Genomic DNA, 22,727 nt, shown 5'->3' with positions numbered 1-22,727 from the left:
TAGTTATGAGACATCTAACACCATGGTCGGAAAGACGCTTGTCTACAGGCGACTTCTTTTCTGAAATGGAGCGAATGTTTGAAGACTTCACTCGCAATTCAGACTTCCCAGTTAGTTCCGGCTTCAATCCGGTAACAGATGTCGAAGAAGAAGAAGGCCATTATTTAATGACAATCGATCTTCCCGGTATGAAAAAAGACGACATTAAGATCGATGTTAAGAATAATGTACTTACTATTTCTGGTGAACGTAAACGTGAAACCAATGTAACTGAAGGTAAAAAAGGTCAACGTTTTGAAAGAAGTTATGGCTCCTTCACAAGAAGCTTCACTTTACCTTCAACAGTAAATGCTGATGACATCGAGGCTCGCTATGAGGATGGAGTTCTTTCGCTTTTCTTGCCAAAAACTCCAGAAACTCAAGCGCGTAAAATTGAAATCGAGTCAAAAGCTGGTGGATTCTTTGATAAACTTCTTCATTCCAAAAAGGATGAAGTTGACGTAAAAACGGATACTTCAAGAAGCCACTAAGTAAGACTGTTCTACAGAAGGCCTAGTGAAAGGCCTTCTGTTTTATTTAAGGAAAAAGATGGATCCACAGAAAATATTAGATTTTTGGTTTGAAGAAATTGATCCAAGCTTGTGGTTCACAAAAGATGAACAGTTCGATGCGCACATCCGTAAACGTTTTACCGAAACGTACCACTATGTGGTAGAAGGCCATTCTATAGAATGGCGCAAAACTGCGAAAGGACGTTTGGCTGAAATCATCGTTTTAGATCAATTTTCAAGAAATATGTTCCGCGATGATAAAAGAGCTTTTGCCATGGATGATCTTGCCCTGCACTTGGCAAAAGAAGCCGTAAGAAATGGTGATGATCGCAAGCTTAATGCAACCCAAAAAGCTTTCTTGTATATGCCATTCATGCACAGTGAGGCTAAAGAGGCCCATGAAGAGGCACTGCATTTATTTTCCCAACCTGGATTAGAATACAATCTAAAGTTCGAAAGAGCACATAAGGCTATCATTGACCGTTTTGGTCGCTATCCCCACCGAAATAAGATTTTAAATCGCACTTCATCTGCAGAGGAAATTGAATTTTTAAAACAGCCTGGCAGCTCTTTTTAAAAAGTCTGTTGCCTTGATTTTGTCTTCCAATATAATTAGTCCATTACGAGGTTTGTCTTGGATAAAAAGAAGCTTGTTGAAGCTTTATGCACACAATTAGAAGCCGATTTAACAGTATTAAAAGATGCTGCTATTGCCACTTATGAAGCGGCTACAAGTGAAGAAAGCAAACCTGAAAATGAATACGATACCCGTGGCCTTGAAGCTTCTTACTTAGCCGGGGCACAAGCAAAACGTGTCGGAGAGGTCGAAGAAATTATATACTTTCTGAAGCACGTGAACGTCAGGGACTTCGGACCTAAAGACAAAATCAATTCCACAGCTTTAGTAGAAGTTGATTCTGATGGTAAGAAGAACACCTTTTTTATTTTAGGAAAAGGTGGCGGCATCAGTATTAAATTTGAGGGTCGCACAATTCAAATCATCACGCCAAATAGCCCTTTAGGCGAAGCACTTTTGGATCAAACACAAGAAGGTGTCGCCGTTGTTGAAACAGGCGACAACTTCCGCGAATACGAAATCCTGAAAGTTTGGTAATTACTGCTGATCTTGTTGCTGTTGTTGCGCCATCATTTTTTTCGCGCGCCGTGTGACTTCTTCAGCAGAAACATCTTCTTTGTGGGAAGCAATCCACCAAATATGCCCAAAGGGATCTATAAACTTTCCGCCGCGATCGCCGTAAATTTGATTTTCCACTCTTCTATCCACAGTGATTCCGGCTTTCACCGCTCTTTCAGTAAAAGCATCTACATCTTTAACGTAAAGATGAAGCATCACCGGTGAACCGCCGATGGATTCTGGGCCCCGCGTATCCATTTCTGGAAATTCATCGCACAAATAAATATGCGCATTTTCAATTTTTAGTTCAGCGTGCCCTATCTTTCCCGAACCGGACGGGTCATCCATGCGAAAAATCACCTTTGCACCAAATGCTTTTTGATAAAACTCGATAGCCTGGGCCGCATTGCGAACGCAAAGATAAGGAGCCAGCGGAGCTTCAGGAATAGGAACTGGTTTAACAGTAGCCATACGTTTCTCCTATGTGGTTGTACAATTAAGGTAGTTGAACGTTGCCGTTTTCATCCAAGGGAAAGTGTGGATTCCATGCTATTTCCCATAAAAATCCGTCGGGATCTTCAAAGTAGCCGCTGTGCCCGCCCCAGAAAACATCCTGGGCCGGTTTAATAATTCGCCCCCCCGCTATTTCAGCTTGGTTCAGAACTTCGGCGACTTCTTCTTTAGTGCGAACATTGTGAGCTAAAGCAAAATCTCGAAAACCGCTACCTTGGCCATCAACTTGGGCATCTTTGGCTAATTCCTGTTTTCCAAATAAAGAAATCACTGCGCCTCGTGTTTTAAGAAAAACAACGTTTTCGTTGCTTGCCGAAGATACATTCCATCCCAGGCCTTTTTCGTAAAACTCTCGGGAAAGACTGATACTGTTCACTCCCAAAGTTATTAAACTTAAACGAGCATCCATGTCGCAAACCTCTATATTGGCTATATGCTACATGAGCACCTGCCACCTTGCTACTTAAACCACAATGGCATAGGATCACTTTGCATGAGCACACCAATTAAAGACGTAATTATCATCACTACCGGTGGGACCATTGAAAAAACATATAATGAATTCGATGGCTCTTTGGAAAACCGCGGAACCAGTATTAAAAATCGCATTCTTTCAAAAATGCGACTGCCTTATACCAACATCATGGTCTACCCGCTATTAAGCAAAGATTCATTGTACATGACTGACGGTGATCGCAGTTTGATTGCAGCTACCGTTAAAGATCAAATGCAAAGAGGCAGTCCTATCGTTGTCCTGCATGGTACAGACACCATGCACGTTTCTGCAGAATACTGTTTTAAAGAAATGGGAACACCGAAAGTTCCGGTGGTTTTTACGGGAGCTATGATTCCGATGGGATTTGATGACAGTGATGCTACTCAAAATGTAACAGAGGCGTTACTGGCAGCAAAACTTTTGAATCCAGGATTTTATATTTCATTCCACAACCAGGTATTCTCGTTACCGAATGTTAGAAAGAATAAGGAAAAAGGAACTTTCGAAAGCTTCTAGATTTTTTCTTGAAATTTTGGGCATTAAAAAAGGGATCTTCGCAGATCCCTTTTTTAATTTTTTAAAACCAAGTTTCAAACTGGTAGCCGACGTTTGTGCCGGAAGTTTTATCAGCAAAAGCTGCTGCAGGCCCCACCGCAACTTTTGATTTATTGGATTCAGACCAAGTTGAATGAGCCACATAGAATCTCATCACTGGACGACCCCATACTGATTTCTTGAATGAAATTTGCGGAGCAATTGTAAAGCGAGAAAGATCGCGATTTTCAAAAGCTGCACCTTCAGATTCGTCATTGACGCGAGAGAATCCCGCATCAAAAACCATTTGGAAACGATCAGTCACATAATACGTTGGACGAACACCAATGATTTGCATTTGGCGGATACTATTAGTGTCTGCACCGCTGTCAGAATGTTCGATCGCTGCTGTGAACATAACGGCCCATTTGTCAGTCACATCGCGAACCCAGTCATCCACTACACGCACAGTCCAAGCGTCATTCAAGTGATCTTGTGCCACTGGCAATGTTGACGATCCATAGATATTAAAATCACGCATCAAGCCTGTGCCGTAAAGAACTGCGAAGTTGTTGTTACCAGTGTAAAGCGGACCATTTAATCTTGTCGCTAAAACAAAACCACTGCGATCAGCGTACTCAGTTGCACCATCAGTGCTTTCTTGACCGAAACCGTATACGGCCCAGAAGTTGATGTTTTGATCTTCCATCACTGGTACCGACTTATAACGAATGTCTAAAAACTGATTTACCGGAGTTCCGTTGTCAGTAGTAATAGCCGGATCATCATTACCTTGAATAAGATGAGCTACTGCAAGTTTACCAGTACCAACTGAAAGATTATCGATACCTGCACCAACACCACTCATGTCAGCATAGTAGAACCAATCCATAATGTGCGAATCAGCGTCACGGTAAAAACGTTTACCAATCCAGATTTCACCAGGGATTTCATTTAGGCCACCAACGGTAATAAAGGCTTCAAGCTGCTGAGCGATCGAATTTGTCGCAGACTCCCATTGACGTACCCCTGGGGACTTTGCAACCAGGCGGAAGTGCGTCTTAAAATAGCTTGTATCTTGTTCATCAGCTTTTTTATGAGGAAACGTGATTCCAAGCTCTGTATAGAATTCGCACTCGTTACCTAAACGCATGAAATTACCCGGGATTCCTTGGTTGTAGAAGCAGTTATTTTTACCGCCCTCAAGGTTGATTCCTGTTCCACCACGTAGATAACCAATAAATTCCGGCTCGATAGCGAAACTGGTCGAAACCCACAGTAAAGAAATAACAAACCACTTCAAACTTTTCATTGTCGCTCCTTGAAAAACCCGAGGCTAACCACTAAAGTCTGCGCCTGACTAGCAATTACGCAGAGAGACTGAATACAGAGGGGTGTTTTCTGAAAAATATCTGCTGGGTTTTACTATGTTTTTTCTTCATCTATTGCGGACAAGCAATGGCTGCAGATGCTCGAGCAAATTGGATTAATTCGACTCAGTTGAAGTTGAAACTACCTCCTGGATTTTACGTTAGCGCCAATACTCAATTCTTCTTTATGGAAACGGCGACGCCGCTAAACAGTGCGACTTCGGTAAGTTTACCATTGCTTGCAGTTGAAAATTCCCACGCAGTTTTAAGTACTGGACACCTTTCGAAAAACGAAATCGATGAACTTATTCGTCGTCCTTTAAAGGTCGTTATTTCTAATAACAATCGCACGATACTAGATACAACCTCTGTGCAGTACTCAGGCTTGTTGGATGATTTATATTTTTATAACGCCGGCGATTTAGGCGGCCAGTGCGGGCTTAAACAATGCTCGATCAAACTGTGGGCACCAACAGCTCAGTCCGTAAAAATTCATTTATTCAAAAATAGAACGACGAATGCTGCTGAAGCTGAAGTGCTAGCTTCTTCACGCAATGAATTAGGTGTTTGGGAATTAAATTTACCTGCTTCCTATGAAAACTATTTTTATCTGTTTGAAGTTACAGTTTTCCAACCGCTTTTAGATCGTTTTGAAACTACGCTGGTGACTGATCCTTACAGTCTAAGCTTGGCATTAGATGGTGAAAAATCCCAACTAGTGAACTTAAATTCTGCAAAGACAACTCCACCTTCATGGAGCAGTTTACAAAAGCCACGTCTAAATTCTTTAAATGATTCTGTGATCTACGAAATGCATATTCGTGATTTCAGCGCTATTGAGGAAAATATCCCAGAAACGTACCGCGGAACTTATTTGGCGTTCACTCAGCATAATTCTTCAGGCGTAAAACACCTAAAAGAGTTAGCGAATGCTGGACTAACTCACCTGCACCTTTTGCCTTTCAATGACTTCGGTAGCGTCAAAGAAAAAAAGTCTGAATGGGAAAATTACGACGGACCAAGTTCAAATCTGCAAGAACCGCAAAGCGTGATTGGCGGTATGAGAAAAACAGATCCCTTTAACTGGGGATATGATCCTGTTCACTTCTTAACTCCTGAAGGCAGCTACGCTGTTGATGGCGATGGCGCGAACCGCATTCGCGAAGTGCGCCAAATGGTGCAAGCGATTAACGGCTTAGGTTTACGAGTTGTTCAAGACGTGGTCTTTAATCACACCTATGAACAACAGCTAGAACCTTATTCTGTGTTTGATAAGATAGTTCCGCTTTACTACTACCGCCTTGATGATGAAGGCAAAGTTCACAAAAGCTCTTGCTGTAACGACACTGCCAGCGAAAATCGGATGATGGAAAAACTGATGATAGATGCGGTTCTGTACTGGGCAAGAACTTACAAGATCGATGGCTTCCGCTTTGATTTGATGTCTTTCCATTCAAAAGCCACTATGGAGCGCATTCGTCAGGCCGTAAGATCATTGACGATAGCTCAAGATGGCGTTGATGGTTCAAAAATTCTTCTTTACGGAGAAGGTTGGACCTTCGGTTCCTTTAACGAGAAATATCCCCGCGATTCAATGACCCTAGAAAATTCCTATGGCACAGACTATGGTTTTTTCAATGATCGTTTAAGAGATGCGGTTCGTGGTGGGACTACTAATTCCCATGAAAAATCAGATCAAGGTTTTGCGACGGGATTGTTCTTTGATTTCAATTTCGATCCAGCCAATCGCAACTCCCCTGTCGAACCTGACCATCAGCGCGGCAAACTTTTGCACTATGGTGATGTGATCAAGGTGGGCCTTGCAGGTAACTTGCGCGATTACCGATTCCGCGAACACCTAGGCACCGTTATCAGAGCTGGGGATCTTCGCTTCCGTAACAGCCCTGTGGCCTTTGCTAAAAACACGGTTGAAACCATCAATTATGTTTCTGCCCATGATGGTTACGGTTTGTGGGATGCGGTTCAAGCAAAAGCTCCCCACGGAACCAGATATCGCACACCAAATACAGCTAACAGTGAAGAGCGCCGTCGAATTCACCAATTAGCTTTATCATTCCCTTTATTAGGACAAGGAATTCCGTTTGTTGAATCAGGCACGGAATTATTGCGTTCCAAAAACGGCGATCAAGACAGTTACGATTCAGGGGATTTCTTTAATCGCATCGACTGGACAGGCACTACCAATTTCTGGGGCGAGGGACTTCCTCCAGCTTGGAAGAATTTAAATGACTGGGGATTCTGGCAACCGCGTTTGCAAAATCCTGAAATGAAAGTCACTTCAGAACAAATTGCAAAAACCAATGCGTACTTTAAAGCGTTATTACGCCTTCGTTGCAGCAGTGATTTATTTAAATTAAACTCTACAGCGGATGTAACAAGAACTTTGCAATTCATAGATAACGACCATCAAGCAGAGCCCGGTCTTATCGCTATGCTTTTACAAAACAACTCTGAAACTTTGCTGGTGTTCTTTAATGCTTCCCGTGAAGCACGTAATTTCACTCACCCTGTACTTGAAAACACTTGGAAGCTTCACCCGTTGTTTGATGAAAAAATCGATTCCGTTCTTTCCCAGGTCGTACTTAAACCTGAAATGAAAAGCGTACAGATTCCTGGTCGCACCACTTTAGTCCTTCAACTTCAAGCTCACATTCGGAACCGCTGATGAAGACATTTATTTTCCCGCTTCTTTTTTCTGCCCTGCTGTTTGGCTCTTTTTCTGAAGCCAAACCCATCCGTATCCAGTTATGGCATCAAATGATCTATGGACACCGGGTGGTGCTGTCTGATGCCCTAAGAGCTTTTGAAAAAGAAAATCCTGATATCTACATTCAGGAAACTTACCGTGAAACTGAAGAGCTTCGTTCAAGTTATCAAGCAGCAGCCATGGGCGGAAGCGGACCCGAATTAGTTTTTGGTCCCAGCGACCAAATCGGACCGTTCGCTGCAATGAATATCATCCGTCCATTGGATGAGGTTTTAGAACCAGAATATTTCAATCAGTTTGATCCACTAGCGACGCCGATTTACAAAGACAAGCATTACATGATCGGTGGTGCTGTCGGTAATCACTTGATGCTGATTTATAATAAAAAGCTTCTTACAAACCCGCCTAAGAATTCTGATGAATTGATCGCACTAGGAAAACAGCACACCTTAGATACGAATGGCGATGGCAGTATTGATCGTTATGGTTTGGTGTTTAACTATACTGAGCCTTTCTTCTTTGCCCCGTTTATCCCGGCCTTCGGTGAACCATTCATGACGACGGATGGAAAGCCCCAATTAAACACCCAAGCACTTCGCAAGACTTTTGAATTTATCCTAGAACTTCGCGACAAACATAAAATCATCCCAAAAGAGTGTGACTACGAAACAGCCAACGCTTTGTTCAAGCAGGGTAAAGCTGCGATGTTGATCAATGGTGACTGGTCTTGGGGTGACTATAAAGACGCGAAGATGGATTTCGGCATTGCCCGTATTCCAATGATCGTCAGTACGCAAAAATGGCCAAGTCCTTTGGTTGGAACAGCCGGGTATTCACTAAATGCCAATATTAAAAATCCCGAGCATTTGGCTGCAGCAATCAAAGTTCTTAAGTATTTAACTTCAGACAAAGTTCAAATGATGTTCACAGAGCGTGTAGGCGTTCTTCCATCGAATTTAAAAATCCGTGAAACTGAAGCCGTTAAAACAAATCCTTTATTGCAGATCTCTTCAAACATCATGGAAGTGGGAACTCCGATGCCGGTAGTACCTGAAGTGCGTGGCGTCTGGGATAGCTTGCGTATTCAGTACCAAAAACTTTTAGCTGGCACTTTGACTCCTGACCAAGCAGCGGAAGGCGCACAGAAACTTGCTGAAGAGCAAATCTCTGCGATGAATGAAGTTGTTCAGCCAGATTTTGGTTCTACTGTTATTAAGGTTTTAAGTCTGTTCTTGGTGATTGCTTTAATTTGGTTCACCCGCAATTCACTGATGACATTCGTTAAAGGTTTCCAGGGCCCACAAAAATTCGTGTACTACATGATGCTGCCGGCTTTCATCGGGATCTTCGCGGTTATCATCTACCCGTTCTTTTATAACATCGCGATTTCGTTTTCTAACTTCAGCCTTTTGACTTTCCAGAACTGGTCCATCGTTGGATTTCAGCACTATGTTGCTGCTTTGGGTGATGCTAAGTTTTATTCGCTATTATTAAAAACTGTAATTTGGACTGTGGTGAACGTGTTCTTCCACGTTAGCATCGGGATCTTCTTAGCGGTGATTATTAATCAAGTTCTTCCGGCGAAAGCGTTCTGGAGAACTTTATTTATTATCCCGTGGGCCGTTCCCCAATACATCACAGCCTTAACTTGGCGTGGAATGTTCAATCAGGAATACGGTCCGATTAATCAGTTCCTGCAGCAGTTCTTACATATGTCCCCGGTGCAGTGGTTAAGTCAGCCATTCACGGCGTTTGCGGCGTGTATCGTAACGAACGTGTGGTTAGGCTTCCCGTTTATGATGATTGTTGCTTTAGGTGGTTTACAGTCTATCCCGCACACTCTTTACGAAGCGGCGTACTTGGATAAAGCCAATGCTTGGCAGCGTTTCAGACATATTACTTTGCCTTTATTAATGCCGGTCATGGTTCCAGCAGCATTGCTTGGCTGTATTTGGACGTTTAATAATTTGAATATCGTATGGCTTGTCAGCAACGGTGGTGAACCGGGCGATCAAACTCACATCTTAGTGAGCTACGTGTATAAGGCTGCCTTCAACCTTTACCGTTATGGTTACGCGGCGGCTGTTTCTGTTCTAATTTTCCTAATCCTGGTTGGGTGGAGCTTAATTTCCTTAGCGAACCACTTTAGAAAGGAAATGAAATAATGATTAAAAAGATGCTTGCTTGGTTTAGCATTCTCTTATTTGCGATTTTCTCGATTTATCCGGTGCTGTATGTGTTGTCGGTGTCATTACGTGGCGACAACGCCTTTCAATCGCAATCTTTAGAGATCATCACATCAACTTCCACAGTTAAAAACTTCATCGACCTTTTCACGGCGACGAACTTTTTATTGTGGCTTAGAAATTCTCTTTTCATTTCTTTTGTCACAACGTTATTGGGTGTTACTTTCGCTTCAACCAGCGCTTATGCCCTGTCTCGCTATCGATTCCGCGGCAGAAATCTAATGTTGTTTTCATTGCTAGCAACTCAGATGTTCCCGCCAACAATGTTGATCCTGCCATTTTATATTATTCTTTCTAAAATGGAGTTGATCGATAGCTTCTGGGGCTTATTCATCATTTATTCTTCTACAGCCCTGCCTTTCTGCGTGTGGCAGATGAAGGCGTACTACGACACTATTCCTAAAGAACTTGAAGAAGCAGCCCTTCTTGACGGCTGCAGCCGTTGGAAGACTTTTTATAAAATCATTTTACCCGTTTCTTCACCGGCCTTGGTTATCACCGCGCTATTCAGTTTCCTTGCTAGTTGGAGTGAATACGTTATCGCGGCGGTAGTCTTACAGGATCCGCAACTTTACACATTGCCATTGGGACTTCGTTCTTTCCAAGCAAGTCTTGCGACCCAGTGGGGTCTTTATGCCGCTGGCGCCTTGATCGTCAGCGTTCCAGTTTTAGTTTTATTTATCAGTATCTCTCGTTACTTGGTCTCTGGTCTTACTATCGGCAGCGTGAAGGGTTAAAATGGCAACAATTCAATTTAAACAATGCTCTAAAAGTTTTGGTGATCTGCAAATTCTAAAAAACATCAATTTAGAAATTGCGAGTGGTGAATTTCTTGTTCTTGTAGGTCCTTCAGGTTGCGGTAAATCCACGCTCCTTAGAACTCTTGCTGGCCTTGAAACTTTGGACGGCGGCGATATTTTAGCTAAAGGCCAATCCATCGCTAAACGCGAGCCTCAAGATCGCGACATCGCGATGGTGTTTCAAAACTACGCTTTATACCCGCACATGAACGTCGCTGAAAACATGGGCTTTGCATTAAAGCTTCAGAAAAAATCTGCTGATGAAATTAAAAAACGCGTAAATGAAATTGCAGATCTTTTGCAAATCTCTCACCTGCTTGAAAGAAAACCAAAAGAACTTTCAGGCGGCCAACGTCAGCGTGTGGCTTTGGGAAGAGCTTTAGCTCGTCAAACTTCTATTGTCTTGTTTGACGAACCTTTATCGAACCTGGATGCGCACTTAAGAAGCCAAATGCGTGTTGAAATTAAACGTCTTCATCAGAACTTAAAATCCACGATGATTTACGTTACCCACGATCAGATGGAAGCAACCACTATGGGTGATCGCATCGCGGTTCTAAAAGATGGTTCTATTGAACAAGTTGGGACCCCTTCTGAAATTTATCACAAGCCTAAGAACCTCTTCATCGCAAGTTTCATTGGATCCCCTGAAATGAACTTTATTGAAGGCAATGTTGTGAAAAAACTTCCTTGGAAAGAAGCCCAAGAAGGTGAGAATATCCTCGGAGTTCGCCCTGAAGCCCTTCAGGTTGGAAACGGCGTTATAGGACCAAACGAATTTGAGTTGGGCAGCTATCAAATTGAACTTTCAGAGAATTTAGGCGGTCAGCAAATGTTACACGGTACCTTGGACGGCCAAAGCGTCAGAATTCTTGTGGATTCTAGCTTTACCTTTACAAAAAATCAGAGCGTAACGCTGAAGATCGACCTGACAAAGGGTCACCTGTTTGATAAGAAATCGGGACTAAATAAACGTTTGTAGGGAGACTTCATGTCCTTCCAAATCTGGGCCCGGATCTTGAGTTTTTTAACTCTGTTCTGTGCCCTTCAAGTTCAAGCAGGGACCCGCACGGTGTACATACACCTGTTTGAATGGCCGTGGAAAGACGTTGCTCAAGAGTGTGAATCTTATCTTGGTCCCGCTGGTTTTTCTGCAGTTCAAGTTTCCCCACCCCACGAACACATCATGTGGCAAAACAATCCTTGGTGGGAACGTTATCAAGTCGTCAGTTATAATTTAAATTCGCGCAGCGGTAATGAGGCTGAATTTGCCGACATGGTTCGCCGCTGCCAAAAGGTCGGCGTCGATGTTTATGTCGATGCGGTTTTAAATCACACCACGGGAATTCCTGGTGGTATTGGTTTTGGTGGCACGCGTTTCACACACTATGATTATCCAGGTCTTTATAACTATAATGACTTCCACCACTGCGGCAGAAACGGCAATGACAACATCATTAACTTTAACGACCGCTATGAATTGCAAAACTGTGAGCTGGTAGATTTAGCGGATTTATCGACTTCATCAGAAAATGTGCGCAATCGTTTGGCTCAGTATTTAAATCATCTTCTGGATTTGGGTGTTGCTGGTTTCCGCATAGATGCTGCGAAACACATTCCATCTCAAGATTTAGCGGCCATTTATTCTAAGCTAAAGCGTTCAAGCTATATCTATCACGAAGTGATCTATGATCCCCGTGGACCGGTAGAATATAGCGAGTACCTTCCCTATGGTGATGTCATGGCCTATGACTATCCACGCGCGATTTCTCGCAATATCACTCAGAAGAACATCAGCGGTCTTTTGCATTTGGCTCAAGGTTTCCCGCGCAGCGAAGATTCAATTGTGTTCGTGACGAATCACGATCTAGAACGTCACGGCGATGCAGAAATTCTTGGCTTTTACAATAATCGTAAAGCCTATCGTTTAGCGCAGATTTTCATGCTGGCTTGGCCTTATGGATATCCGCAACTTTATTCTGGATATAGTTTTGGCAGCTTTGATCAAGGTCCGCCATTAACTAGCGATCTTAAATCGCACCCAGTGCTTGATAATGGTTTGAATTGTCTTGCTAATTGGACTTGCGAACACCGCATGCCTGAAGTGGCAGCAATGGTGAATTTCCGCAATCAAACCGACAAAGCCTTTTACGTAAATAACTGGTGGACCAACGGAACAGATCTATTGTCCTTCGGTCGCGGTGGTCTTGGCTTTGTAGTGATGAATCTTGGCGGTCAAACAGTTGCAAGAGAGTTTGAAACGTCACTTCCCCAAGGTGAATACTGCAATATCGTTAGCGGCAGTTACAATCCTCGCACTAAAACATGTTCTGAAAGCTTTGAAGTTGATAACCGTGGCCGGGTTCATGCCACCATTCAACCTATGTCAGCAGTTGTTCTATTAAAAACGTCTCCTTTTAAATCTAAAATCAAATAATATGAAAAAAAAGACTTACACCATTGGTTTTGATCTTGGCGGTACTAAATTAGCGGCAGCTTTACTTGATAACAACGGCACTATGCTTGATTTCATCAAAGTGCCTGTTGATATGAAACGCGAAAAATCTGCCGTGCAAACTCAAAAAAGAGTTATTGGCCTGATGGCTGATATTGCCCTGGATTTCAAACAACGCTTCCCTAAAGAAACTACTGGCAAAAACTTTTTAGGAATTGGTTTAGCAAGCGCGGGTCCATTGAACGCTGCTGAAGGGAAATTGATTCATCCGGTGAATTACCCTGGCTGGAAAATCGTTCCTATCCGTGACTTGGTTGAAAAAGAAGTCGTAAAACGTGGCTTTAAAACAAAAGTTTACTTCCAACACGATGCCACTGCAGCTGCATTAGCTGAAGGCTGGGTTGGCGGCGGCGCGGGTATGAGCTCTTTTGCTGTCGTGAGTGTGGGCACTGGCGTTGGTTCAGGCGTCATTTTTAATGGTTTCCCAGCGCAAAGCCGCGGCATGGGTTCAGAGTATGGTCACACCATCGTTGATTTTAAAAAGCTTCAAGAAAGCCCTGATAAACTTCACCATTGCACGGTGGAAGGTGTTGCTTCAGGCACGGGTCTTTTAAGAAGAGCGAAAGAAATGGGTTTTCAGGGAAGCTCAGTTGAAGAGTTGGTGGCTTCAAAAGATGCAAAATACCAAGTTCTTTTTAAAGAGATGTCTTGGGCCTTAGCTTGTCTTTGTTATGATCTTTCTATTGGTTATAACTTAGAACGAATCTTTTTATCTGGTGGTTTGATTAAAATTAAAAACCTTTATTTTAACGATCTAAAAAGCCACTACAAACGCATGATTCAACAAATGAACCCTGCTTTTGAATGTAAGATCGAAGTAGCTAAGACGAAAAACCACGCGGGTGTTCTAGGTGCTGGTTATCTTCCGTATTTAGCTCTTAAAAAATAGTCATTAGTCTTTATTCTCGCCTTCGAAATAATCAATGTTGGGTTGGTCTTTTATCATCATTCTGACCCAAGCACTTTTCTGAGGCCACTCCGCGGGATCTGGAGTGGCATAAAAGCCAATCTTCTTTGAATCAGGATAGCCCATGATATCTACATGGGAATGATTTGAAAAACATAAGTACTGCATGGGCTCAGTTCCTGAATTAATCAAGGTGTGGGCATTTTCAGGGCCTGCTGGAAAAGAAAGAAAATCACCCTCTTTAACTTCCACTTGGTCTTTGCCGATTCTTGCGGTGCCTTGACCTTTTAGTATGTAGATCGCTTCTTCAATGCCTGTATGAAAGTGATATGGAAAAGAAGTTTTCCCCACCGGTAGTTCAAACCAATTGCATCCAAGTTCTTTTGCCCCAGCAGGGATTGACAGATTCTTTGCGGTCACACTAAATCGGCCATTCGTAGATTCAAAGGGCTTCATTTCTGAAAGACTAGCTACATTCTTATGTCGTTTGTTAGTTTCCATTCTTACTCCGAAATATTTCAAAGCACTTTAATGACTTTTTTAAAAAAGCTCGCGACGATTTAATTATGAAACTAACTATCCATCATGAAGAAGAAAATGAAGTGCGTCTGCTTTACTACAAATTGATTGAGGCTTGGAACAATCGAAGTGCAGCAGATATGGCAAACCTTTTCCAAGACGAAGGAAACCTTATTGGTTTTGACGGCAGCTTCATTGAAGGTCAGTCAGAAATTGGAAAACATCTTGCGACTGTTTTTTTCGATCATCCCACGGCTTCGTTTGTGCAAAAGATCAGAAAAATTCAGTTCATTTCTGCGCACGTGGCGAAACTTCACGCGATTGCTGGAATGGTTCCTCCTGGCGGTAAAGACATCAACCCGGCAGTGAATGCCATTCAAAGTTTAATCGCGACTAAAGAAAATGATGTTTGGAAAGTGGCGTTATTTCAGAATACGCCCGCGGCTTTCCACGGCAGACCCCACATGGTCGAAGAAATGACGGAAGAGCTGCAAGAAGAACTCACTGAAAATTCCCGGGCACCCGAAGGCGCCCAAGGTTTCTAAATACAGTCTTCGATGATATCAAGCCCTGCTTTGGCGGTTTTAAAATCGATATCCAAAGCCGGGAACATTGTAAATCCACTGTCAGATTCGGATAATAAAAGTTCACGTCTACGGGCCTTTTCGACAATGTCTTCGCCATAGTTTTTATTCTTTAAATGCACACCAATCGCTAAACCCATCACGTTGATTTCGACTTTGCCCTTAAAGTTCATTTGATTCAGTCGCTCCGAAAAATAAGCGCCCATGTCCAGAGTGTTACTTTCTAAACGCTCCTGATGCTTTAAAAGAAATTGAATTGTAGCTAAGGCTGCATCCACACTACGCGGATGCCAGCCATAAGTAGAATAGTATCCGGTTTCATGACTCATCATGGATTTAGCGACTTCTTCCGTAGTGATCGTAGCTCCTAATGGCGCAAATCCCGCGGTGATAGCCTTAGCGACGCATAAGATATCTGGTTCTAGATTAAAATGTTCACTTGCAAACATTTTACCGGTTCTACCAAAGCCTGTAGCAACTTCATCAACGATGAACAATGTTCCATATTTTTTGCACAACTCTTGGATACGTTCCATGAATTTTTGCTCAGGGATAAGAACTCCAAGATTGCAGATCACAGGCTCCATAATCACAGCTGCAATGTCGCGATTTTTCAGCCATTTTTCCGCTGAATCTGCGCAAGCCTCATCTAATGGAGGTGATAACCGGTAACACGGAAAAAGAGGATGCCACCTCCCAAAATCTGGTGAACCCACACTGCGGGCAGCGATCGAGTCGCCATGATAAGCACCTTCAATCGAAATAAATTTATGTCTGCGCGTATGACTGATAGCTGCTTGCAGTGCAAGCTCAACAGCTTCTGTGCCGCCCGTAGCCCTAAAGCTTTTCTGCAATTTCCCTGGGGTGATTTGAGCTAACTGTCGTGCTAGTTCTACCCAGGACTTATACAAATGATGAGGGGTTACATACTCAGGGCCATTAAAACTTTTTAGTTTGCGGCGAATTTCGTCGTTATTCCAACCGACGTTTCCCACACACCAACCCATGGTAAAATCGATATACTTTTTACCTTTGGCATCGTAGATAAAACTGCCTTTAGTTTTAATAACTTCAATATTTTCAGGATCTGAACTGCGGGATAAATATTTTTCGTCGAGTTGTCTTAAATTCATAGATTTACCTCTTTAAGAGGTAGTCTAACTGACTTAAGAAATAAACTGACGATGACCTTTAACGGTCTAGGTCTTTAGCAAGTTACCTGCGCGCCTTTGTATTTGCGGGTAACGCTGTCCCACTCCAGTTCAATGTTTGATAAGAACCGTTTCTGATTTTTTCAGAGCGCAAATCAACGTCAATTAAGGCGTTGTAACCGTCTTCAACGGCAAAAAAAGCCAAGCGCAACAAAGTCTCTTCACGATCCGTGCATTTAGGGATCTTGTAGCTTGGAACGTCTCTTTTAAAATTGCGGGTTTCTTTGCCTTGATCTTTGAAATAAACCTCAAGGTTTTTTGCCTGCTTCATCATATCGTCGTACTTCGCAATAGCGGGTTCGACTTGTGAAGAATAACAAGGCGAACAGTAAACATTGTGTTTCAACTGTTCAGGAACCTTTCGCATGAAGGAAAAAGTATCTTCTTCCAAAAACTGCGCACAGTTTTTACATAAAGAATCAGAACAAATACCGCAAGTATGCGGAGCTTTCGGACTATGGCAAATGGCGCATGAGGAATTATTCATCCGCAAAACTTTACCACACTTCCCCGCCGAAATATAATTATTCAGTTTAAATCATCAAAATTATAGAAAGTTCTAAAGCTAGACTTCAGAAGAAATTCTTTCTTACTTGCCATTCCAAGTCGAGTGCGACCTCCGCACTGAATTCAGTAATTTCATGTCACCTACCCATCTTTTTCCAGAATTCACCAACGTTTTTGACCGCACGTACTAAAATAAAAGCCAGATAACACTTGTTGAAATGAGGTGTGACATGAAAACAAAACCTTCAACCCTAGTAATGAGTTTCCTGCTTTCCCTAATACTTTCCCCGAATGTAAATGCGCAGGGCGAGCAAACGACAAGGGCAGATGTGCAAGAGGACAGAATTCCTAACATGATCGAAGAGCTAGATCCATTTGATCCCAACGTTGAAGAAATATTAGAGTACTACGATAGAGTTTATGAAGAAGAGACTGGGAAATCCGCTCATCTTGAACCATCAATTAATGAGATCATCGGTTTAGCTACCTGCTATCGCAGCAGCTGTGCTGTATGGATCCAAGTGGTGAAATCATCACAACGTGCTTACCTTTACCAAAACGGTAGTTTAAGAGGTTCCTGGTTAGTATCTACTGGCATTTCAGGACGAGGCACACCTAACTTTGATAAACATCCCAACGGACGTATTTACGATCGCTATACATCCTCTAGATATCCAGGTGGAGATTATAATGGCTTAGGCAATATGCCTTATGCTGTCTTTATTAGCGGTGGTTTTGCTTTGCATGGAACGCCACAAGGCAACTGGCCAAAACTTGGAACAAGAGCTTCCCATGGTTGCATCCGAATGCATCCTAATAATGCTTATATGTTCAATCGACTCGTAAGAGCTGTAGGTAAAACAAACGTGTGGATCACAGTTCAATAGAGATTTAAAAAAAGAAGTCGTTCCGCGGGGGATGACTTCTTTTTTTACGTGATCGCTAGAACAAATAAAAAGGCGACCATCGCGATAAAGACTGTTTGAGAGTGCATCGCAGGGATCACTCCTCTTCTACTAATATCTGTTTTGATAAATGTAATTTCGTTTTTGCGCATGGCTTATTGTTATAGGAAATGACCTCCCTTTAAAATAGACCAGACCCCTGTTAACGGACATTTCTAGACGAAGGAAAAGATACGACTGATTCAGAATTTAGGTCTATTCACATTCAGGCAGTAAATTTTGACCTTTTCTTCATCAGCCGGAAACTTCCACCGATAAGGTTTAAGCCATGGTTTTTAAAAGATTATTCAACAGTTCAAAATCTCAAGAGATCAAAGAGCTTTCTGAGATCATTCGCTTGCAACAAGAAATTGCAACGTCGGAACTTGAACTGCGCCAGCTAAAAAAACTGATTTGTTTGCGTACCCAAGAGATCACACAAGCAAAAGGTGCCGTCGTGGAAATGGCGGAAGAAGACTCCATGGTGTATGTGGCCTGCACTGGTTCATTAGAAAACATGTTGGGCGTAAAGCTTAAGATCGTTTCAAGTCTTTCGGGTCAGTCTGTTCTATCAAGAAAAATTCTTTACTGTTCTGATTCAGAAACTGATTACCGCGTAGACCGCGAGGCTTGCCGTCGCGTCGGCGCTAGATCCATGATCTGCGTTCCGCTATTTCATAAAAGCCATGTTGTTGGAGTTTTAAAAGTTGTTTCCACTGAAGTAAATGCTTTCAATGAAAAACAAATCAATACGCTGACTTTGATTGCCGGCTTGTTAAGTGCAGTTATCGCCATCAGAAAATCTGAACAGGCCGCCAACCAGGGTGCCAAAATTAAGTCAGAATTTTTGGCTAACATGTCCCATGAAATCCGCACGCCCATTAATGGGGTTGTGGGAATGACTTCTTTACTTAAGGACACTCCGCTAAATTCTCAACAAAAAGGATTTGTAGAGATCATTGATACTTCAGCCAAAATTTTATTGGGAATCATCAACGACATTTTGGATTTATCTAAAATTGAAGCCCGTAAGCTGAATTTGGAAAATATTGATTTCGATTTGCATCAGACTTTAAACGAAGTGACTCGCGCTTTGGCCTTTGAAGCTGAAAAGAAGACGTTGAAGCTTGTGTTGACGATTAAGGCAGAGGTCCCTCAGTTTGTAGTGGGTGATCCGATTCGCTTCAGACAGATTCTTATTAACTTAATCAATAACGCCATTAAGTTTACAGAATCTGGCACAGTTGAAATCACGGCTCAAAAAGTTGGAAGTGTAGATTTAAAAACCGCTAAAGTTCGTTTTGACGTGAAAGACAGCGGTATTGGTATGTCTGAAACCACTGTTCAAGAATTATTTAAACCATTTACCCAGGCTGACAGTGCGACCACCCGTCGTTTCGGCGGTACGGGACTTGGTTTATCTATCTGTAAACAACTAGTGGAACTAATGAATGGCGATATTTCAGTGAAGAGCGCGCTAAATGAAGGCTCGCTGTTTTCATTTACCTTGCCGATGCATTTAAGTGCGCCGAAGGCCGAAGTAAAGACTGTCACTAAGTCTGTGGATCTAAGCACTCGTAAACTGCAAATTCTTATTGCTGATGACAACCTGACCAACCGCTTGGTTGCTGGCCAAATGGTAGAAAAAATGGGACATCAACCCACCATCGTGAGCAATGGTAAAGAAGCCATTGAAGCCCTTCAGGTAAAAACCTTTGATCTAGTGCTGATGGACTGTCGCATGCCGGAGCTTGATGGTTATCAAGCCACACGCTTGATTCGCGCTTCGGGAAAAAACTTCAGCCAGATTCCTATTATCGCTCTTACAGCGGGTGCCATGGATGAAGATCGGGAAGCATGTAAAGCGGCAGGCATGTCAGGCTACCTTGCTAAGCCAATGACCTACGATGATCTGGTTGCAGCCATTGAAAACCAGATGTCTAAAGTCGTTGTCTAGTGCCTTTTATCAAATAGGTCCTTTCAAAATTTTAAACTAAAATATGACATGGCCAATTCTGCTGAAAAGCCCCGTCATATTTGTCGCATCTGTGGATTTCCTCAAAACCCAAACAGGAATGAACGAAGTTTTATTTGTGAACGCTGTGGCAGTAAGAACAAAGTTTACTCGCCCATGTCAGAGCGACTTACCTTTGCTTTCTCATTAACCGCTCTGATCTTTTATTTCCCCGCGAACATGTTTCCCTTTATGACTTTAGAACTTTACGGCAACCGCCAGTCAGCGACGGTGTGGGGTGGTGTTGTGCAGCTGATGGATAAGGGGCATTGGCCCATCGGACTTGTCGTTTTTTTGGCGAGTATAGTTATTCCTCTGATCAAGCTTGCGATCCTTTTTTATCTTTCACTCACGGCTAAGAACGGCAAACACACAAAACTGAAAACTCAATTATATCTAATCGTTGAGGTCATCGGGCGCTGGTCGATGTTGGATATCTTTTTACTGGCGGTGCTTGTCGCTGTTGTGAAATTGGGTTCTTGGACAAATGTGGAACCCGAACCTGGTGCATTGATGTTTGCTTTAGTTGTGATCTTCACAATGATGGCCTCCGCTTATTTTAAACCAGAAATCCTTTGGGAAAATCATAAGGAGCAAGAAGGTGGGTAAGAAGTTAGAATCTCTTAAAACCGGATGGTATCTTTGGCTTTTTCCAATATTTGCCCTGCTGATTTCAGCTTATCTGTTCTATGGTTGGGTGCAAGAATCTGGAACTGAGATTAAAATAACTTTCGATGATGGATCTGGGATCGAACCGGAAAAGACAGAGATTCGTTATCGTGGAATTGAAATCGGATCTGTGAAAAAAGTCGAGCTTGCTGATGATAATAAATCTGTCAAAGTCCACGCGACTCTGATTCGCGATATTAAAGGAATAGCAGTTAAAGGATCGAAGTTCTGGATTGTTCGTCCGCAAGTCACCCTTCAAGGAATTTCCGGTTTAGAAACTATTATTGGCGGTACTTATATTTCTGTGCAACCTGGTAAAGATGATGCGCCCGAAGAGTTGGACTTTAAAGGTCGTGAAGGATCTTCCTCAAAAGATCCCACCGAAGATACGGCCACTTATTACTTAGAAACACCGTTTGTATCTTCCATTTCAGTAGACGACCCGGTCACTTTTCGTGGAATGAAAATCGGGTCTGTCACCAACGTGAATATCTCTAAAACGGCACAAAAAGTAATTGTCCAAATTAATCTTGCCTACAAGTTCATGCGGCTGATTAGAACCAATACGCTATTCTGGGAAAAAATGGCAGTGCAGGCAAAACTGGGGCTTTTGAAATCAGAAATTAAAATCAGTTCCTTTGAAACAGCTTTACGTGGAGGTATTGAACTTTCTACCCCCGACAATCCAGGCCCCATGGCAAAAAGCCACACCCATTTTCCTTTGCACGGAAAGCCGCCCAAGGATTTTGAAAAGTGGAACCCTGTCTTAGAGTCTAAGTAAGGGGCCGCCCATGAATGAAGTCATCTCGGTCAATGACCTTAATAAAACTTATTCCTCAGGGTTGCTTGCCCTAAAAAATGTGAACTTAAAAATCAACCGCGGAGAGATCTTTGCATTGCTTGGTCCTAATGGTGCTGGCAAAACGACACTGATCAACGCGATTTGCGGCATCGTGAATCCAACTTCTGGAACCATTTTGGCGGACGGCTTTGATGTCATCAAAGAATATCGAAAAGCGCGAGCAAAGATCGGACTTGTGCCCCAAGAGCTCACTGGCGATATGTTTGAGATCGTGTGGAATACTGTGCAATTCAGCCAGGGGGTTTTCGGTAAACCCCGTAACAAAGAATATTTAGAAAAAATACTTCGTGATCTATCGCTGTGGGATAAAAAAGATTCAAGGATCATGGCGCTTTCAGGAGGCATGAAACGCAGAGTGATGATTGCTAAAGCCTTGGCCCATGAGCCAGAGATTTTGTTTTTAGATGAACCCACTGCCGGGGTCGATGTTTCCCTTCGTCACGATATGTGGCAGATGGTGCGAGGACTGCGTAACAAAGGGGTCACAATCATTCTGACCACTCATTATATTGAAGAAGCCGAAGAGATGGCGGATCGGATTGGCGTTATTAATAAGGGTGAGTTGATTGTAGTGGAAGAAAAGAATCGTTTGATGAAGAAGCTTGGAAAAAAGCAGCTTACTTTGCAACTTTTAAAGCCATTAAGTGAAGTTCCATCTGGACTTAAAGATTTTCAAGTGGAGCTATCAAAAGATAAAGAAACCTTGGTATGCAGTTTTGATTCGAAAAAAGAAGAGACTGCCGTTCTTTTATTCTTAAAACAAATAATTAATAACGGCATTGAGTTTAAAGACATCAAATCCCGGGAAAGCTCCTTAGAGGAAATTTTTGTTAGGCTTATTGGAGGCAGCAAATGAATATTTATGCCATCAAAGCGATCTTCACTTTCGAAATGACTCGCTTCTTTCGCACTTTGTTTCAAAGCATTGCCTCCCCGGTTCTTTCTACCTCTTTGTACTTTATAGTTTTTGGCGCTGCCATCGGTTCTAAAATGGAAAACATGCAAGGGGTTAGTTACGGAGCTTTTATCGTTCCCGGGCTAATTATGCTTTCGATCATGACAGAAAGTATTTCTAATGCTTCGTTTGGTATTTATCTTCCTCGTTTCACCGGCACCATTTATGAAATTCTTTCTGCACCTATTTCGGCTTTTGAAATCGTCGTGGGTTATGTCGGTGCGGCAGCCACAAAGTCACTTATATTGGGCCTAATCATTCTTATCACGGCAAAATTCTTTGTGAACTATGAAGTCGAACATCCTGTTTGGATGCTTTCTTTTTTGGTCTTGATCTCTGTGACCTTTAGTCTTTTTGGCTTTATCATAGGTCTTTGGGCGGATGGTTTTGAAAAACTGCAAATCATTCCACTGATGATTATGACACCGTTAACTTTTTTGGGTGGCAGTTTTTATTCTATCGAAATGCTTCCACCCGTTTGGCAGAAAATTTCTTTATTTAATCCGGTAGTATATTTAATCAGCGGCTTTCGCTGGAGTTTTTACGGAGTTTCCGACGTTGGCGTCACAACCAGTTTGATATTAACCCTGGTATTTTTAGTGATCTGTTTAATTTCAGTTTGGAGAATCTTTAGAACCGGATACAAAATCAAAGCGTAAGGTGGATT

23 protein-coding genes are annotated in these 22,727 nt (G+C 42.5%); 17 read left to right on the top strand and 6 right to left on the bottom strand.

Features of this window, described 5'->3' with window-relative positions; genetic code table 11:
• The first annotated feature begins 5 nt into the window (after nt 1-5).
• The 3 genes from MNR06_RS13300 to MNR06_RS13290 are packed head-to-tail and all read left to right on the top strand — an operon-like array spanning nt 6 to nt 1,665.
• On the top strand, nt 6-530 hold the full coding sequence (locus MNR06_RS13300) for an Hsp20/alpha crystallin family protein (RefSeq protein WP_243536848.1): 525 nt from the start codon (nt 6-8) through the stop codon (nt 528-530).
• Nucleotides 531-588: 58 nt separating this feature from the next.
• Nucleotides 589-1,128: a DUF924 family protein gene (locus MNR06_RS13295; RefSeq protein WP_243536847.1), complete on the top strand. Its 540-nt coding sequence runs from the start codon at nt 589-591 to the stop codon at nt 1,126-1,128.
• Nucleotides 1,129-1,185: 57 nt separating this feature from the next.
• Entirely contained in the window at nt 1,186-1,665 is a 480-nt protein-coding gene (locus MNR06_RS13290; protein ID WP_243536846.1) for a GreA/GreB family elongation factor, read from the top strand.
• Here MNR06_RS13290 and MNR06_RS13285 read toward each other — a convergent pair whose 3' ends face one another.
• Both MNR06_RS13285 and MNR06_RS13280 read right to left on the bottom strand, forming a co-directional pair.
• Complete coding sequence (locus MNR06_RS13285; protein ID WP_243536845.1) at nt 1,666-2,157, bottom strand: VOC family protein; 492 nt, start codon at nt 2,155-2,157, stop codon at nt 1,666-1,668.
• A 25-nt stretch (nt 2,158-2,182) separates the two neighbouring features.
• Entirely contained in the window at nt 2,183-2,608 is a 426-nt protein-coding gene (locus MNR06_RS13280; RefSeq protein ID WP_243536844.1) for a VOC family protein, read from the bottom strand.
• Nucleotides 2,609-2,692: 84 nt separating this feature from the next.
• Here MNR06_RS13280 and MNR06_RS13275 point away from each other — a divergent pair, with 84 nt between their 5' ends.
• A complete protein-coding gene (locus tag MNR06_RS13275) occupies nt 2,693-3,211 on the top strand; it encodes an asparaginase domain-containing protein (protein WP_243536843.1) in 519 nt (172 codons plus the stop codon).
• A 61-nt stretch (nt 3,212-3,272) separates the two neighbouring features.
• On the opposite strand, the gene MNR06_RS13270 is transcribed toward MNR06_RS13275, so the two are convergent.
• Nucleotides 3,273-4,541 (bottom strand): carbohydrate porin, encoded by a 1,269-nt coding sequence (locus tag MNR06_RS13270; RefSeq protein WP_243536842.1) that lies wholly within the window; start codon nt 4,539-4,541, stop codon nt 3,273-3,275.
• Nucleotides 4,542-4,687: 146 nt separating this feature from the next.
• Here MNR06_RS13270 and MNR06_RS13265 point away from each other — a divergent pair, with 146 nt between their 5' ends.
• From MNR06_RS13265 to MNR06_RS13240, 6 genes are read left to right on the top strand one after another with little or no spacing between them, the layout of a single operon-like run.
• Nucleotides 4,688-7,285 (top strand): alpha-1,6-glucosidase domain-containing protein, encoded by a 2,598-nt coding sequence (locus MNR06_RS13265; protein WP_243536841.1) that lies wholly within the window; start codon nt 4,688-4,690, stop codon nt 7,283-7,285.
• On the top strand, nt 7,285-9,492 hold the full coding sequence (locus MNR06_RS13260; RefSeq protein ID WP_243536840.1) for an extracellular solute-binding protein: 2,208 nt from the start codon (nt 7,285-7,287) through the stop codon (nt 9,490-9,492). Before MNR06_RS13265 ends, MNR06_RS13260 begins: the two co-directional genes overlap by 1 nt.
• Nucleotides 9,492-10,310, top strand: a complete 819-nt coding sequence (locus MNR06_RS13255; RefSeq protein ID WP_243536839.1) for a sugar ABC transporter permease — start codon at nt 9,492-9,494, stop codon at nt 10,308-10,310. Before MNR06_RS13260 ends, MNR06_RS13255 begins: the two co-directional genes overlap by 1 nt.
• A gap of 1 nt (nt 10,311) precedes the next feature.
• On the top strand, nt 10,312-11,355 hold the full coding sequence (locus MNR06_RS13250) for an ABC transporter ATP-binding protein (protein WP_243536838.1): 1,044 nt from the start codon (nt 10,312-10,314) through the stop codon (nt 11,353-11,355).
• A gap of 9 nt (nt 11,356-11,364) precedes the next feature.
• On the top strand, nt 11,365-12,810 hold the full coding sequence (locus MNR06_RS13245; RefSeq protein WP_243536837.1) for an alpha-amylase: 1,446 nt from the start codon (nt 11,365-11,367) through the stop codon (nt 12,808-12,810).
• Between the two features lies 1 nt (nt 12,811).
• On the top strand, nt 12,812-13,777 hold the full coding sequence (locus tag MNR06_RS13240) for an ROK family protein (protein ID WP_243536836.1): 966 nt from the start codon (nt 12,812-12,814) through the stop codon (nt 13,775-13,777).
• Between the two features lie 3 nt (nt 13,778-13,780).
• Here MNR06_RS13240 and MNR06_RS13235 read toward each other — a convergent pair whose 3' ends face one another.
• A complete protein-coding gene (locus tag MNR06_RS13235) occupies nt 13,781-14,296 on the bottom strand; it encodes a cupin domain-containing protein (RefSeq protein WP_243536834.1) in 516 nt (171 codons plus the stop codon).
• Between the two features lie 65 nt (nt 14,297-14,361).
• Here MNR06_RS13235 and MNR06_RS13230 point away from each other — a divergent pair, with 65 nt between their 5' ends.
• Nucleotides 14,362-14,859: an SgcJ/EcaC family oxidoreductase gene (locus tag MNR06_RS13230; RefSeq protein ID WP_243536832.1), complete on the top strand. Its 498-nt coding sequence runs from the start codon at nt 14,362-14,364 to the stop codon at nt 14,857-14,859.
• Here MNR06_RS13230 and MNR06_RS13225 read toward each other — a convergent pair.
• On the bottom strand, nt 14,856-16,031 hold the full coding sequence (locus MNR06_RS13225) for a class-III pyridoxal-phosphate-dependent aminotransferase (protein WP_243536830.1): 1,176 nt from the start codon (nt 16,029-16,031) through the stop codon (nt 14,856-14,858). The two genes, MNR06_RS13230 and MNR06_RS13225, sit on opposite strands and share 4 nt — an antisense overlap.
• Nucleotides 16,032-16,113: 82 nt before the next feature.
• Nucleotides 16,114-16,596, bottom strand: coding sequence for a hypothetical protein (locus MNR06_RS13220; RefSeq protein ID WP_243536828.1), 483 nt, complete (start codon nt 16,594-16,596; stop codon nt 16,114-16,116).
• Nucleotides 16,597-16,846: 250 nt separating this feature from the next.
• Between MNR06_RS13220 and MNR06_RS13215 the strand changes: the two genes are divergently transcribed.
• The 6 genes from MNR06_RS13215 to MNR06_RS13190 all read left to right on the top strand — a co-directional run bounded on the left by MNR06_RS13215 (nt 16,847) and on the right by MNR06_RS13190 (nt 22,719).
• Entirely contained in the window at nt 16,847-17,503 is a 657-nt protein-coding gene (locus MNR06_RS13215) for a L,D-transpeptidase (RefSeq protein WP_243536826.1), read from the top strand.
• A gap of 346 nt (nt 17,504-17,849) precedes the next feature.
• A complete protein-coding gene (locus tag MNR06_RS13210) occupies nt 17,850-19,517 on the top strand; it encodes an ATP-binding protein (protein ID WP_243536824.1) in 1,668 nt (555 codons plus the stop codon).
• Between the two features lie 174 nt (nt 19,518-19,691).
• Complete coding sequence (locus tag MNR06_RS13205; protein WP_243536822.1) at nt 19,692-20,183, top strand: paraquat-inducible protein A; 492 nt, start codon at nt 19,692-19,694, stop codon at nt 20,181-20,183.
• Entirely contained in the window at nt 20,176-21,024 is an 849-nt protein-coding gene (locus MNR06_RS13200; protein WP_243536820.1) for an MlaD family protein, read from the top strand. Before MNR06_RS13205 ends, MNR06_RS13200 begins: the two co-directional genes overlap by 8 nt.
• Nucleotides 21,025-21,034: 10 nt before the next feature.
• Nucleotides 21,035-21,961 carry an ABC transporter ATP-binding protein gene (locus MNR06_RS13195; protein ID WP_243536818.1) on the top strand — a complete coding sequence of 309 codons (927 nt, stop codon included), beginning with the start codon at nt 21,035-21,037 and terminating at the stop codon, nt 21,959-21,961.
• Nucleotides 21,958-22,719 carry an ABC transporter permease gene (locus MNR06_RS13190; protein ID WP_243536816.1) on the top strand — a complete coding sequence of 254 codons (762 nt, stop codon included), beginning with the start codon at nt 21,958-21,960 and terminating at the stop codon, nt 22,717-22,719. Before MNR06_RS13195 ends, MNR06_RS13190 begins: the two co-directional genes overlap by 4 nt.
• Nucleotides 22,720-22,727 lie beyond the last annotated feature (8 nt).

This window comes from Bdellovibrio reynosensis, assembly GCF_022814725.1.
In the GTDB taxonomy this organism is placed as follows: domain Bacteria; phylum Bdellovibrionota; class Bdellovibrionia; order Bdellovibrionales; family Bdellovibrionaceae; genus Bdellovibrio; species Bdellovibrio reynosensis.
The sequence above is the reverse complement of the archived record's forward strand: the minus strand, read 5'-3'. Positions and strand labels throughout refer to the sequence as shown.